This is a genomic window from Weizmannia acidilactici (assembly GCF_008974185.1).
GTDB lineage: Bacteria > Bacillota > Bacilli > Bacillales > Bacillaceae_C > Weizmannia > Weizmannia acidilactici.
In genome coordinates this window covers 15,865-28,796 of the sequence record NZ_BKZP01000007.1, presented here as the reverse complement: position 1 = coordinate 28,796, position 12,932 = coordinate 15,865, and the positions used below count along the sequence as shown (strand labels likewise).

Annotated in this window: 15 protein-coding genes, 1 pseudogene and 1 other annotated feature; of the genes and pseudogenes, 13 read left to right on the top strand and 3 right to left on the bottom strand. The window is 48.0% G+C overall.

Features of this window, described 5'->3' with window-relative positions:
• The first annotated feature begins 3 nt into the window (after nt 1-3).
• The 10 genes from BpJC4_RS04500 (at nt 4) to BpJC4_RS16470 (ending at nt 5,782) form a co-directional block, all read left to right on the top strand.
• Nucleotides 4-501 carry a MogA/MoaB family molybdenum cofactor biosynthesis protein gene (locus BpJC4_RS04500; RefSeq protein WP_151679386.1) on the top strand — a complete coding sequence of 166 codons (498 nt, stop codon included), beginning with the start codon at nt 4-6 and terminating at the stop codon, nt 499-501.
• Nucleotides 501-1,061: a molybdenum cofactor guanylyltransferase gene (gene mobA, locus BpJC4_RS04495; protein ID WP_151679385.1), complete on the top strand. Its 561-nt coding sequence runs from the start codon at nt 501-503 to the stop codon at nt 1,059-1,061. Before BpJC4_RS04500 ends, mobA begins: the two co-directional genes overlap by 1 nt.
• 91 nt (nt 1,062-1,152) lie before the next feature.
• Nucleotides 1,153-2,460: a molybdopterin molybdotransferase MoeA gene (locus BpJC4_RS04490; RefSeq protein WP_151679384.1), complete on the top strand. Its 1,308-nt coding sequence runs from the start codon at nt 1,153-1,155 to the stop codon at nt 2,458-2,460.
• Nucleotides 2,405-2,887, top strand: a complete 483-nt coding sequence (mobB, locus tag BpJC4_RS04485) for a molybdopterin-guanine dinucleotide biosynthesis protein B (RefSeq protein ID WP_151679383.1) — start codon at nt 2,405-2,407, stop codon at nt 2,885-2,887. Before BpJC4_RS04490 ends, mobB begins: the two co-directional genes overlap by 56 nt.
• Before the next feature lie 4 nt (nt 2,888-2,891).
• Entirely contained in the window at nt 2,892-3,350 is a 459-nt protein-coding gene (locus BpJC4_RS04480) for a molybdenum cofactor biosynthesis protein MoaE (RefSeq protein ID WP_151679382.1), read from the top strand.
• Nucleotides 3,347-3,580, top strand: coding sequence for a molybdopterin converting factor subunit 1 (moaD, locus tag BpJC4_RS04475; RefSeq protein ID WP_151679381.1), 234 nt, complete (start codon nt 3,347-3,349; stop codon nt 3,578-3,580). Before BpJC4_RS04480 ends, moaD begins: the two co-directional genes overlap by 4 nt.
• Nucleotides 3,581-3,583: 3 nt before the next feature.
• Nucleotides 3,584-4,075 (top strand): cyclic pyranopterin monophosphate synthase MoaC, encoded by a 492-nt coding sequence (moaC, locus tag BpJC4_RS04470; protein WP_151679380.1) that lies wholly within the window; start codon nt 3,584-3,586, stop codon nt 4,073-4,075.
• 2 nt (nt 4,076-4,077) lie between these two features.
• Nucleotides 4,078-5,079: a ThiF family adenylyltransferase gene (locus BpJC4_RS04465; RefSeq protein WP_151679379.1), complete on the top strand. Its 1,002-nt coding sequence runs from the start codon at nt 4,078-4,080 to the stop codon at nt 5,077-5,079.
• 17 nt (nt 5,080-5,096) lie between these two features.
• Nucleotides 5,097-5,273: a hypothetical protein gene (locus tag BpJC4_RS16475; protein ID WP_253718587.1), complete on the top strand. Its 177-nt coding sequence runs from the start codon at nt 5,097-5,099 to the stop codon at nt 5,271-5,273.
• A gap of 155 nt (nt 5,274-5,428) precedes the next feature.
• Nucleotides 5,429-5,782, top strand: a complete 354-nt coding sequence (locus BpJC4_RS16470) for a helix-turn-helix domain-containing protein (protein ID WP_253724286.1) — start codon at nt 5,429-5,431, stop codon at nt 5,780-5,782.
• A gap of 300 nt (nt 5,783-6,082) precedes the next feature.
• Here BpJC4_RS16470 and BpJC4_RS04455 read toward each other — a convergent pair.
• Nucleotides 6,083-6,768 (bottom strand): annotated as a pseudogene (locus BpJC4_RS04455) (2Fe-2S iron-sulfur cluster-binding protein); the annotation flags it as partial.
• Between the two features lie 269 nt (nt 6,769-7,037).
• On the opposite strand from BpJC4_RS04455, the gene fdhD reads away from it, so the two are divergent.
• Together fdhD and tyrS are read left to right on the top strand one after the other, a co-directional pair.
• Complete coding sequence (fdhD, locus tag BpJC4_RS04450; RefSeq protein ID WP_151697579.1) at nt 7,038-7,856, top strand: formate dehydrogenase accessory sulfurtransferase FdhD; 819 nt, start codon at nt 7,038-7,040, stop codon at nt 7,854-7,856.
• 99 nt (nt 7,857-7,955) lie between these two features.
• Nucleotides 7,956-8,161: a binding site (T-box leader), on the top strand.
• 49 nt (nt 8,162-8,210) lie between these two features.
• A complete protein-coding gene (gene tyrS, locus BpJC4_RS04445; RefSeq protein ID WP_151679377.1) occupies nt 8,211-9,470 on the top strand; it encodes a tyrosine--tRNA ligase in 1,260 nt (419 codons plus the stop codon).
• A gap of 44 nt (nt 9,471-9,514) precedes the next feature.
• Here the strand turns inward: tyrS and BpJC4_RS04440 are convergent, their stop codons facing one another.
• Together BpJC4_RS04440 and BpJC4_RS04435 are read right to left on the bottom strand one after the other, a co-directional pair.
• Nucleotides 9,515-9,739, bottom strand: coding sequence for a hypothetical protein (locus BpJC4_RS04440; RefSeq protein WP_151679376.1), 225 nt, complete (start codon nt 9,737-9,739; stop codon nt 9,515-9,517).
• A 66-nt stretch (nt 9,740-9,805) separates the two neighbouring features.
• Nucleotides 9,806-11,182: a sigma-54 interaction domain-containing protein gene (locus BpJC4_RS04435; RefSeq protein ID WP_151679375.1), complete on the bottom strand. Its 1,377-nt coding sequence runs from the start codon at nt 11,180-11,182 to the stop codon at nt 9,806-9,808.
• Between the two features lie 186 nt (nt 11,183-11,368).
• Here BpJC4_RS04435 and pruA point away from each other — a divergent pair, with 186 nt between their 5' ends.
• Nucleotides 11,369-12,916 carry an L-glutamate gamma-semialdehyde dehydrogenase gene (pruA, locus tag BpJC4_RS04430; protein ID WP_151679374.1) on the top strand — a complete coding sequence of 516 codons (1,548 nt, stop codon included), beginning with the start codon at nt 11,369-11,371 and terminating at the stop codon, nt 12,914-12,916.
• The last annotated feature ends 16 nt before the right edge of the window (nt 12,917-12,932 follow it).

Here is a 12,932-nt window from a genome sequence, read left to right as displayed (position 1 = left end):
ACGTTGAGCACGAAAGAACATAAACATAAAGCTAATATCCCAGTTTTTTGCAAGGTCATTACCGTTTCGGATACACGGACGGAAGAAACTGATAAAAGCGGGAAGTTGATCATGGATTTATTAAAGCAGGAGGGAATCGAAGCGGTTGAATATTGTATTGTAAGAGATGAGGCGGCGGAAATCCGCCCGGCTGTGCAATCGGCGGCTGAAAATGTCAATGCCGTATTATTAAACGGCGGAACCGGTTTTACAAACAGGGATATAACGGTAGAAACTGTCCGCACACTGCTGGATAGGGAGATGCCGGGCTTCGGGGAATTATTCCGCTACTTAAGCTATGAGGAGATCGGAAGCGCTTCGATGCTCAGCAAAGCCCTCGCCGGTACGATCGGCAAAAAAGTGGTGTTCTGCATGCCGGGGTCCAGCAACGCTGTTTCCCTTGCCATGAAAAAATTGATTTTGCCGGAATTAAAACATATTGTGTGGGAGCTCAACCGGTAATGAAAGAAACGGCAGGGATTGTGCTGGCCGGCGGGATGTCACGGCGGTTTGGCGGTGAAAAATCGCTCACAAAAATAAATGGCAAAGAAATGGTCGCATACAGTGTGGAAGCCTTTGCCGGGTTGAATGATATCGTGATCGTGGCGAGGCCCGATCTCGCCGTAAAAATCCTTCAGACCAGACGCATCTGCGTGATTTTCGATCTCCCGCAGTATCGTGGGAAAGGCCCGCTTGCCGGGATTTATTCGGCAATGACGGAAATCGATGCGGAATGGTACGCCGTTTTGCCGTGTGATACACCATGGATCAAACAAAGTGTGATCGAAAAACTCCTAGCGCAGAGGGCTCCGGAATGGGATGTGATTGTCTCTCGTGCGGGCGGAAGGCTCCAGCCGCTCATTTCCGTCTTTCACAGGCGGGCGAAAGAGAAAATCCGCGCAAAACTGGACACAGGCAATTTAAGCATGCGTAGCCTTTTTGAAGACTGCCGAGTGAAAATAATAGATTTTGAGCAGAAAAAATGGTTTGCCAATATCAATACAAAAGATGATTTAAAATGACCGTGGATGATAGAGGCTTTGCAACTTGCCTGCTAAGCAAAGCAATTTCGCGGTCATCCCATAAAAGAATAAAACGAGGCGGTGATGCTGCATGAGAAAACCAATAAAAGTCGAAGAGGCCATACGAAAAGTGATGGAATGGACGCGAACAGGCCGTCAGGAAACCGTGCCGATCAAAGAAAGTTTGAACCGGGTGCTGGCAAAAGATCTGACGGCCACGAATGATGTGCCGTGGTTTAAACGGTCACCGTATGACGGGTACGCTATTTTTTCCGGATCAACGGCGGAAGCAAATGCGGACCATCCTGTTCTGCTTGAAGTCCTCGGCACAATTGGCGCCGGCTATACATGGGATGAAGGGATTAAGCCTGATCAAGCCGTCAAAATTATGACCGGGGCCGCGATTCCGGACGGAGCCGATGCTGTCATCATGGTGGAACTCACAAAAGAATTGGAAAAAGACGGAAAAATTTATGTGCAAATTAAACGAAAAGTCGAAAAAGGCGAGAACATCGTCGAGATCGGCGAGGATATGAAAAAAGGCGAGATCCTTGTTCCAAAAGGCACCACGGTAAACCCGGGCGTCATGGCAACGCTCGCCACTTTTGGATATCAGGATGTGCCGGTGATGAAAAAACCGAAAGCCGCGATCATTGCAACCGGATCGGAACTGCTCGAAGTCGACGAACCGCTCGAAAAAGGGAAAATCCGCAACAGCAACGCCTATATGCTGTGGGGTCAGGTAATCCGCGCCGGGGGCGAACCCGTTTTTTACCGCCTTGTAAAAGATGATTTTAATGAAACCTATGAAGCTGTTAAACGGGCGCTTGGGGAAGCGGATATCGTCATGACAACAGGCGGCGTTTCGGTCGGCGATTTTGATTATATTCCGAAAGTGTATGAAAAACTTGGCGCCGAACTATTGTTCAATAAAGTGGCAATGCGCCCGGGCAGCGTAACATCGGCAGCCGTCCTTGCCGGAAAAATCCTGTTCGGGCTTTCCGGCAATCCGTCCGCGTGCTATGTCGGCTTTGAACTGTTCGTCCGCCCGTATTTGAAAACGATGCTCGGGCATCGGAACGTATATTTGAAAAGAGCGCAGGCAACCCTTGGGGAAGATTTTCCGAAACCGAACCCGTTCACCCGGTTTGTGCGCGCGAAACTGTCTTATGAAGCAGGCGTGATACACGCAGGCCCAGTCAGGATGGACAAATCGAATATCGTTTCGTCTTTAATTGAAGCAAATGCCCTCATCGTGCTGCCGGGCGGGTCACGTGGTTTTACAAAAGGGCTGCAGGTGGATGTGCTGCTTTTGGAAGATGAAGAAGGGGCGCCGGAATGGGATGAAAATATTACAGATCGCAGGCTGCAAAGACAGCGGGAAAACCACTTTAGTTGAACTTTGGTCGCGGGTGCTTGCAGAAAAAGGATACCGCGTCGGGACATTGAAGCATCACGGGCACGGCGGCAGACCAACACTTTCAGCCGGGAAAGATTCAACGCGGCACTTTGAAGCCGGGGCACAGGCGGCCGGTGTGGATGGGGACGGCCTGTTTGTTTTTGCCGTACATAGTGAAAAAGGCTGGGGCCTTGAAGCACTAATCGGCTGGTATAAGGCGCTGCCGCTTGATCTTCTGCTCATTGAAGGCTATAAACAGGCGCCTTATCCGAAAACGGTCTGCCTCCGTGGTGAAGAAGATGCGGACCTGCTCGGGCTTTCAAATGTTTTGGCCGCTTTTAGTCTGAACCCGGAGCTTACGGGCTGCATGCCGATACAGGACCGGAAACGCTGCACCGAATGGATCGAAGCGTTTATGAAGAGGTGATAAAATGTTTGACATTGTAAAGGGGCCGATCGATGTGTCAAAAGTCATTGATGCGGTTGCAGACCGGAATACGGGCGCGATTGTGACGTTTATCGGCTCGGTCCGCGAAATGACAAAAGGAAAGAAAACCTTGTACTTGGAATATGAGGCATATGAGTCGATGGCAAAGAAAAAGCTGGAACAAATCGGGTCGGAAATCAAAACACAGTTTCCCGATGCGAAAACCGCCATCGTGCACCGGATAGGGCGCCTTGAGATCACAGATATAGCTGTTGCGATTGCCGTTTCCGCTCCGCACCGCGATGATGCATACCGAGCAAACCGTTATGCGATTGAACGGATCAAGGAAATGGTGCCGATCTGGAAAAAAGAGCATTGGGAAAACGGCGAAAAATGGATCGGAAACCAGCAGGAAACGGTCTCCTATGAAAAAACAGGGGTTCCAAAGGAGTTTGGTTTATGATTAAAGTTTTATTATTTGCCCATTTAAAAGAACAATTGAACCGTTCCGAAATAACGATTGACCGGAATGAAATGACTGTTGGCGAACTGCGCGCCAAGCTCGGAAAAGATGGTTTTCTTCCGCAGGCTTCATCCGTCATGATTGCGGTCAATGAAGAATTTGCGCAGGATGAAGACATCATCCGGGACGGGGATGTCGTGGCCCTCATCCCACCGGTAAGCGGAGGTTGAAAAATGGAAAAATTGACGCATATGAATGAACAGGGCCGCGCGAAAATGGTCGATGTAACGGAAAAGCAGGAAACGGTCAGAACGGCCCATGCGAAAAGCTGCGTGGTTTTATCAAAAGAAGTATATGAAAACATCATCCAATTGAAAATGAAAAAAGGGGATGTCCTTGCCGTTGCCCAGGTTGCCGGTATCATGGGCGCGAAAAAAACGGCGGACGTCATTCCAATGTGCCACCCGCTCTCGTTAACAGGTGTGGATATTTCCTTCAGCTGGCAGGAGTGCGAAGACGGGCAGTATGCGCTTGAAATCGATACGTACGTGAAAACAAAGGGCAGCACAGGGGTTGAAATGGAAGCCTTGACGGCGGCCTCCATCTGTGCGCTGACGGTTTATGATATGTGCAAAGCGGTTGACAAAAGCATTGTCATCGGTCCGACTTATTTGATCGAAAAAACAGGCGGTAAGAGCGGGCATTTTAAAAGGCAGGAGGAATGAACATGGAACGGTATTCCCGGCAAATGCTGTTTGCCCCGATTGGAAAAGAGGGGCAGGAAAAAATTTCAGGCAGCCATGTGTTAATTGTCGGCGTTGGTGCGCTCGGTTCTGCCAATGCGGAAAGTTTAACAAGGGCGGGTGTCGGAAAGATCACCCTTGTCGACCGCGATTATGTCGATGAAACGAATTTACAGCGGCAAAGTTTGTTCAGCGAGCAGGATGTAAGGGACAATTTGCCAAAAGCGGTTGCCGCCAAAAAACGCCTAGAAGCCGTCAACCGAGATGTCAACATCCGCGCCTATTGCATCGATGCGTTTGATCCGAAACTCATTACCATATTGGAGGAAGGGGTCGATGTCATCATTGACGGGACCGATAATTTTGAAACGCGGTTTTATCTCAATGATCTCGCGATGAAATACCGGATTCCGTGGGTATACGGTTCCTGCGTCGGCAGTTACGGCGTCTCGTTTCCGATCATTCCGGGCCAAACCCCGTGTTTTCGCTGCATGATCGGGCATCTGCCTGCCTACCAGATGACATGTGATACAGTCGGCATTATCGCGCCGGCCGTGCAGATGACGGCTGCCTACCAAACGGCGGAAGCGATGAAGCTTTTGGTAGGGGGAAAGGTGCGCGATACGGTTGCCGTATTTGATTTATGGAAAAACGACCACCATTTTTTCAAAGCAGAAAAGCTGAAAAAACTGGATTGCCCTTCCTGCGGGGAACATCCTGTTTACCCGGCGTTGAACGAAAAATCATCCGTGGATGTGCTGTGCGGCAGGGATACGGTGCACATCCGCCATACAGGGGAATTCCATTTGGAAAACATGGCGCAGCAGATGAAAGCGGGCGGCGCGGATGTAAAATATAATGGCTATTTAATGATTACAGAACTCGAAGGCCACAGGGTAGTTTTGTTTCCGGACGGCAGAATGCTCATACATGGAACAAAAAACAGAATGGAAGCACGTTCTTTGTATCAAAAATATTTTGCTTAAAACGGCGGGGTATTTTCATGAACAATTTAATGAGTGAAAAAAATATCGAACTGCTGAAATCATTGGCGTATATGTCGGAAAAAGTGCCGAAAGGAAAATTTCTGTTCCAGGAAGACCAAAAAGGGGAATACTTTTTTGTTGTCGTCACCGACAATTTTGAAATCAGCCATTTACCGGTGACGGCAAAAAATTAAGCTTAAGGCTGTGCGAAAAAAATGCCGTCATCGGCGAATTGATGATTTTTTCCAATAACGGTAATACTTGCTCAACGGGCGTGCGCTCGAAGACAGCGAAGTGCTTGTTATTAAAAACGAAACAATCGAAAAAGAGCTTTTGGTCAACCCGTACTTTGCCCTCAATTTATGAAAATGATGACGGACCATTTCCGGAAACAGCATACAAAGTTCCGGGATCTGGTTTTATACGGGAAAAAAGTGCGCTCTACTCCACTTTGATCCGGATGGCCAACAGCTATGGGGTGGAGTGCGAAAACGGGATTTTGCTTGATATCCCGATCAACCACCAGGAACTGGCCAATTTCAGCTCGACTTCACGCGAAAGTATTACACGGGAACTAAACCACTTACAAAGCAAAGGGGTGATCTCCAAGAAAGGAAGAAAAATCGTCATCCACAGCCTTGATTATTTAAAACGGCAGATCAACTGCGAAGGCTGCCCAGTTGAATACTGCGTCATCAACTGAATGGAATATTGAAAAGGGCAAACGGTTTAAGCATTCTTAAGCCGTTCTTTTTTTCACTTTTTGACGGATTTGTGTCAATCTGAAATTTGGTGACAAACGTCACATTTTTCAATTTCCTCTCCGTTTATAGTGAAAATATCTTAAGGCTTAGGAGTGTTGCGTTATGAAAAAGAAGTCACCGCTTTCAAACAATAAAATATATGAAGCCGATTGAGAAAAACGCGGAAGAGCACAGCCAGGTTATCGTCATTATGACGGCCGCCTGCCTATTTGTGTCAGTAATGGCGGGCCTTGGCAATGGAGCAGGTTCTGGTCAAGCCCGGTTAAAAATCCGGCTTCCCCAAGCATGATTTTTCCATTAGGGCGTTGCACGGGCAGACGGTGACGCAGTGCCCGCAGCTGACGCACGAAGATTCGTTGATCGGCACACCGTGGTCCCAAATCACGCGCGGGCGTTCAGCTTCCCAGTCAATCGACAGTGTTTCGTTCACCTGCAGGTTCTGGCACGCTTCCACGCACCGCCCGCACGCAATGCACTGATTCGGGTCGTACCGGTAAAACGGATGGGAATAATCGATGCCGCTTTCTCCCACTTTCGGCGTAAACGGGTATTTCTGGTGTTCGATACCCATCATTTCGCATGTATTATGCACGATGCAGTTCCCATTGTTGTTGTCACAGACCGTGCAGTACAAAAGGTGGTTGGCAAGAATTCTGTCCATCGCTTCGTGGCGCGCTGCTTCAGCCCGGTCAACGTCGCGGCGGATGTTCATGCCGTCTTCCACCAAAGTCGCATATGCACGCACCAAAGCCCCGTTTGCTTCCACGATGCATGTGTCGCAAGTTTGGATCGGGTCTACTTCAGGGTAATAACAAATTTGCGGGTGCGGGATTTTGTTCCGGTTGATCACATCGATGATTTTTTCCCCGGCTGCAGCGATGTAATCCTTGCCGTCGATGTTGATGTGAATGGTTTCTCCTTCCATTTTCTTTTCCTCCTTTGAAGACATTTGACCATGAGGTACAGCCTTCAGAAAAAATGCAGATCATGGCAAAAACGTAATAAGCTGGCTCTGTTACTTATATCAAACTTAGAAAAGTGAACCTTTTTTTAAACGGTGTTGTCATCTTCATATAGCGGTCAATTTTAAAATGAACAAATCATCAGACTGTTTTGTATGTTGGAGCAATTGGCTTTCGTTTTGATATGAATTGATTTAAAATGAAAAATCATAGGCAGGGGGCTGGAGAGGCCATGAAAAACGTGGACACACAAAGGGAAATCCTCCGCTTTCGCAATGGGAAGCTGGAGCGTACGGTCGACACGGTGGTTACGGAGTTTCCGGTGACATTAAAAGTGAACGGGCAGGAATGGGTCACAATGGTTTGCACACCTGAATATATAGAAGATATGGCGGTCGGCTATTTGGTTTCGGAAAGGATCGTCCAGCGTTATGAAGATATCCGCGAGATTTGGACGGATGAAAAAGAAGGTTATGTCAATATCCGGACCGATAAAGTCAACCCGTATTACCAACAGTTGCAAAATAAACGGTATATCACCTCGTGCTGTGGCATGAGCAGGCAGGCGTTTGTGTTTGTTAATGATGCGCTTGCCGCGAAAAAATTAGACGGGATCCATGTAAGAATCACCATTGAAGACTGTTTCCGGCTCATGGAAGAACTACAGAAAAACGCAGCGGTATTCAAGAAAACCGGCGGCGTCCACAATGCCGCTTTATGCGATTCTGGCGGCATCAACATCAGCCGGATGGATATCGGTCGCCATAATGCGCTCGATAAAATATACGGCTACTGTCTCAAAAACGGGGTTTCCACAAAAGGGAAAATACTTGCGTTCAGCGGGCGGTTTTCCTCGGAAATTTTATTAAAGGTGGCAAAAATCGGCTGCGAAATCATATTGTCCAAGTCCGCCCCGACCGCTTTCGCATTGAAATCGGCGGAAGAACTCGGCATCACGACTGTCGGTTTTATCAGGGACGGGTCGATGAATATTTATACCCATCCGGAACGGATCGCCAACATCACCGCATACGCCTGCAGCAGCAGTTAAAACTTTTTTATATACCATGCGTTTGCCGGCAAAGGCGTTTCCCATCGCAAGGTTGACATTTCGCTATGCGTATGGTAAAAATAACTTACAATTCGAGATAATGAAGCGTTGAAAGGATCCAGTAGCCTCCTGTTGTTGCATTGAAGAGAGCCGGTGGTCGGTGCGAACCGGTACAGACAGGTGGGCGAATTACACCCCGGAGCTTCTGCCGTGTGCTAGCGGCAGACGGTTCACAGCCGTTATGCATAATGAGCGGAGAAGCAATTCTCAAGTAGGGTGGTAACGCGATATCAATCGTCCCTTCGTTTAACGGAGGGACGTTTTTATTTTTGCAAAAAAAGGAGTTGGTTTTTCGTGGATTTACTCGAAGATTTAAAATGGCGGGGGATCATTTACCAGCAGACCGATGAAGAAGGGCTGGCCGATCTGATAAAAAATGAAAAAATTACGCTTTACTGCGGGATTGATCCGACCGGGGACAGCATGCATATCGGGCATCTCCTGCCGTATTTGACGTTGCGCCGCTTTCAACAGGCGGGGCACCGGCCGATTGTTGTCCTGGGAGGTGCGACCGGGATGATCGGCGACCCGAGCGGCAAAAAGGAAGAAAGGAAACTTTTGACGATTGAAGCTGTGAAACAAAATGGCGAAGCCCTGAGAAAACAGCTGGAACGCTTTTTCGATTTTGAAGGCGAAACCGGCGCGGTCATGGTCAATAACTACGATTGGCACGGATCGATGGATTTGGTGACATTTCTGCGCGATTACGGGAAACATATCGGCATCAACTACATGCTTGCCAAAGACACGATTGCTTCACGGCTGGAAACCGGCATTTCTTTTACGGAATTCACATACACGATTTTACAGGCGGTCGACTTTTTAAACTTATACAAAAAATATAACTGCCGGCTGCAGATCGGCGGCAGTGACCAGTGGGGCAATATCACAAGCGGGCTTGAGCTGATCCGCAAATTGGAACCGGAAGGAGAAAAAGCTTTCGGCCTTACGATTCCGCTCGTCACAAAGGCGGACGGTACGAAATTCGGGAAAACAGAAAGCGGTGCGGTCTGGCTTGATGCCGAAAAAACATCGCCGTATGAGTTTTACCAGTTCTGGGTGAACACTGCTGACCAGGATGTTGTGAAATACTTGAAATACTTTACGTTCTTATCAAAAGAAGAAATTGAAGAGCTGGAAAAATCGGTTGAAACCGAACCGCATCTCCGGAAAGCACAAAAAGCGCTGGCGGCGGAAATGACAAGGCTCATCCACGGCGAGAAAGCTTTGCAGCAGGCGCTGAACATTACGGAGGCGCTTTTTAGCGGCGATGTGAAAAAACTTTCGGCCGAAGAAATGAAACAAGGGTTTAAAGATGTACCTTCTTTTCAAATTGAAAATGAGGAGCAAAAGCAATTGGTCGAACTGCTTGTTGCTGCAAAAATTTCGCCTTCAAAACGGCAGGCGCGCGAAGATATTCAAAACGGCGCAATTTACGTAAACGGCGCCCGTGTAACCGACCTGAATTACACAATAAAAGAATCAGACAAAGTCGGAGGGGAATTTACCGTCATCAGGAAAGGGAAGAAGAAGTACTTCTTAATTAAGCATTAAGAAAAAAAGAAGAAGCCTGTATCCGGGCTTCTTCTTTTTTCAGCCTATATTTCCGTAAAACCAACGACCACCATAATGATCGTCAACACGAGTATATTTAAAAGAACACGGACAAGTGTATCTTTTGGAGGCTTGGCGCGCAGCTCAAGCACAAGGAACACGGCGATAAAAGCAAAATACAAGTAAATGATCCACTTCAATTTAAAAATCGCCTCCAGCACGATGAGCGCGACGCTGACAAAGTTGAGGACATTGGTTTTGGCTTCCATAGTTGATCTCCTTCATTCGTTTCATACGGCTATTTTACCATAACACCATCCCGCTTTCGATGGGAATCAACTGCTGATCCCGTATTTTTTCAGCTTTTGGTACAGCGTCACCCTTGAAATGCCCAGCTTTCTGGCGGCGGCCGATTTGTTGCCGCCCGCTTCCCGCAAAGCTTTTTCAATCAGCTGTTTTTCAATCGTTTCCTTCTCCATCGGCAAGGAATGGCCTGCTGGAAGCGCGGCAAATTCAGGCACGGCCGCATGAGCATTTTGGAAAAACTGAAGGAGGGATTCCCCTTCAATCACCGGTTTTTCCGCCAGTATCACAATTCTCTCCATTAAATTCCGGAGTTCGCGGACATTGCCGGGCCACCGGTATTGTAGCAGGAAAGATAGGGCATCGGAGGTAAGCTCCGGTTCAGGCATTTTATATTGGATGGCAAATTGTTTCAAAAAGTATTGCGAAAGAACCGGAATATCCTCGGTCCGCGTTCTTAGAGGCGGCATGATAATTTGAATGACATTTAGACGATAATAAAGGTCTGACCTGAATTTCTTTTCTTCCATCATTTTTTCGAGGTTTTGATTGGTGGCCGCAATGAACCGGACATTAATTTTCCTTCCCGCTGCATCCCCGATACGGTAAATGACATTTTCCTGCAAAACCCGGAGCAGCTTGACCTGCATATCCAGCGGCAGCTCGCCGATTTCGTCCAAAAATAGGGTTCCGCCGTCCGCTTCTTCGATTTTTCCGGGCTTCCCCTTTTTTTCTGCACCGGTAAATGTGCCGGGTTCATAACCGAATAATTCGCTTTCAAAGAGTGCGGCAGGTATCGACCCGCAATTCACCGGAATAAACGGGCCGTTTTTCCTTGCACTGGCTTCGTGGATCGCGCGGGCGCAAATTTCTTTTCCCGTCCCGCTTTCCCCGAGAATTAACGTGACGGCATCTGTTTTAGCCGCTTTCGCCGCGATCCGGATCGTTTCCTGCAGCGCGCGGCTTTTGCCTTTTAATTTGGCAAACGGTGTTTCTTCAAAGTTTGTATACATTTTTTGCCGCAGTTCGTTCAGTTCAATGGATGTGGATACAAGGTTGTCATTCAGCTTTACAATTTGAGTAATATCCCGCTCAACCGAAATGGCCCCGATCAGTCTGCCTTGATCGTTAAAAATCGGTTTGGCGTTGACAACGACATGTTTATCATGGCGCGGGCGGTGGTACTGATTGGACACATGTTCTTTTGTGCGCAGCACTTTCAGCACGATTAAATCGTCATCCCGGAAAAAATCCGTGATCTTTCTGTTTAAAATTTCTTCTATTGGAATGTTGTATGTCCGGACAGCGGCATCATTCCAGTAAATCACTTCCTGGTTTTCGTCTACGATCGTAATGGCATCATTTTCCGTCGACAGCACCGCCTGCAAATAAAACCGCTCATTTCCCAATCCCATCCCCCTCCAGACCTGTATTGTAAAGTTATTGTACATTTAATTTACAATTGTGTAAATATATTGTACATGGAAAGCGGTTTATTTTCAGTACGGATGATTGGGATGGCAGGTCTTATTTTCGTTGGCATGATTTTTGCAAGGTATATGTGCAGAATGCTTGAAGAGAAGGAGGTTTTTCCTTTGGTTTTACTTTTTAAACACGAACCGTTAACAGATTTTAACCAGCCGGAAAATGCCGCGGCTTTTGAAGCGGCACTCGGAAAAGTGCGTGCTGAACTCGGAAGGGAGTACCCGCTCGTGATCAATGGCGAGCGGATTTATACAGACGAACAACTTATATCTGTCAATCCCGCAAATAAAGAGCAGGTTGTCGGAAAAGTATCGAAAGCGGCTAAAAAACATATCGAAATGGCTTTTGAAGGAGCAAATGAAGCGTTTCAAACATGGCGGAAAATGTCCCCGGAAGCGCGGGCGAATGTGCTGTTTAAAGCTGCCGCGATTGCGCGCCGCCGCAAGCACGAGCTGTCGGCATGGCTTGTCTTTGATGCCGGCAAGCCTTGGAGCCAGGCGGACGGCGATACGGCGGAAGGGATCGACTTCCTGGAATACTACGGCCGCGAGATGCTCAAGCTTGCGAAAGGGCAGAAAATGGAGCAGCGGGAAAATGAACATAATACATATTTTTACCAGCCGATCGGGCCGGGCGTGACGATCCCGCCGTGGAACTTCGCTTTTGCGATTGTTTGCGGCACCACAGTCGCACCGATTGTGGCAGGGAATCCGGTGCTGTTAAAGCCGTCTGAAAACACGCCGGTCATTGCCTATAAACTCGTCGAAATTCTTGAAGAAGCAGGGCTCCCGAAAGGCGTTCTCCAGTTTGTGCCAGGGGATCCGGCGGAAATTGGCGATTATCTCGTCGACCATAAAGAGACGCGCTGGATTAACTTTACCGGTTCCAAGGCGACGGGCTTGCGTATTTATGAACGGGCCGCGAAAGTGCAGAAAGGCCAGCAGTTCTTGAAACAGGTTGTGGCCGAAATGGGCGGAAAAGATACAATTATTGTTGATAAGGAAGCTGATCTCGATCTTGCGGCCGATGCAATTGTGCATTCGGCATTCGGGTTTTCCGGGCAGAAATGTTCCGCCTGCTCGCGGGTTGCTGTCCATGAAGATGTATATGATGAAGTGCTGGAAAAAACCATTGCGCTTGCGCAGGAGTTAACGATCGGCGACCCGTCCGAAAAAAATGTTTACATGGGAGCGGTGATTAACCAAAAGCAGTATGACAAGATTACAAGTTATATAGAGATCGGCAAAAAAGAAGGTAAGCTTGTCCTCGGCGGGGAAGCTGACGATTCAAAAGGCTTCTTTATCCATCCAACGATCTTTAAAGATGTGGACCCGAAAGCGCGCATCATGCAGGAAGAAATTTTCGGGCCGGTTGTTGCCTTTACAAAAGGGAAGGATTTTGACGAGCTTCTGGACATTGCCAATAACACGGAATACGGATTGACAGGCGCTGTCATTTCGAAAAACAGGGAGCATTTGGAGCGCGCTCGTTACGAATTCCATGTCGGGAACTTGTATTTTAACCGCGGGTGCACGGCGGCCGTTGTCGGGTATCAGCCGTTCGGCGGGTTCAAAATGTCCGGAACCGATTCAAAATCAGGCGGCCCGGATTATTTGAAGCTGTTTATGGAAGCCAAATCTGTATCGGAAATGTTTTAATCCTTTGGGGCGGATC

Coding starts and splice junctions, on each gene's coding strand:
- mobA (WP_151679385.1), top strand. CDS start 501: ATGAAAGAAACGGCAGGGATTGTGCTGGCCGGCGGGATGTCACGGCGG.
- BpJC4_RS04490 (WP_151679384.1), top strand. CDS start 1,153: ATGAGAAAACCAATAAAAGTCGAAGAGGCCATACGAAAAGTGATGGAA.
- mobB (WP_151679383.1), top strand. CDS start 2,405: ATGAAAATATTACAGATCGCAGGCTGCAAAGACAGCGGGAAAACCACT.
- BpJC4_RS04480 (WP_151679382.1), top strand. CDS start 2,892: ATGTTTGACATTGTAAAGGGGCCGATCGATGTGTCAAAAGTCATTGAT.
- moaD (WP_151679381.1), top strand. CDS start 3,347: ATGATTAAAGTTTTATTATTTGCCCATTTAAAAGAACAATTGAACCGT.
- moaC (WP_151679380.1), top strand. CDS start 3,584: ATGGAAAAATTGACGCATATGAATGAACAGGGCCGCGCGAAAATGGTC.
- BpJC4_RS04465 (WP_151679379.1), top strand. CDS start 4,078: ATGGAACGGTATTCCCGGCAAATGCTGTTTGCCCCGATTGGAAAAGAG.
- BpJC4_RS16475 (WP_253718587.1), top strand. CDS start 5,097: ATGAACAATTTAATGAGTGAAAAAAATATCGAACTGCTGAAATCATTG.
- fdhD (WP_151697579.1), top strand. CDS start 7,038: ATGAAAAACGTGGACACACAAAGGGAAATCCTCCGCTTTCGCAATGGG.
- BpJC4_RS04440 (WP_151679376.1), bottom strand. CDS start 9,739: ATGGAAGCCAAAACCAATGTCCTCAACTTTGTCAGCGTCGCGCTCATC.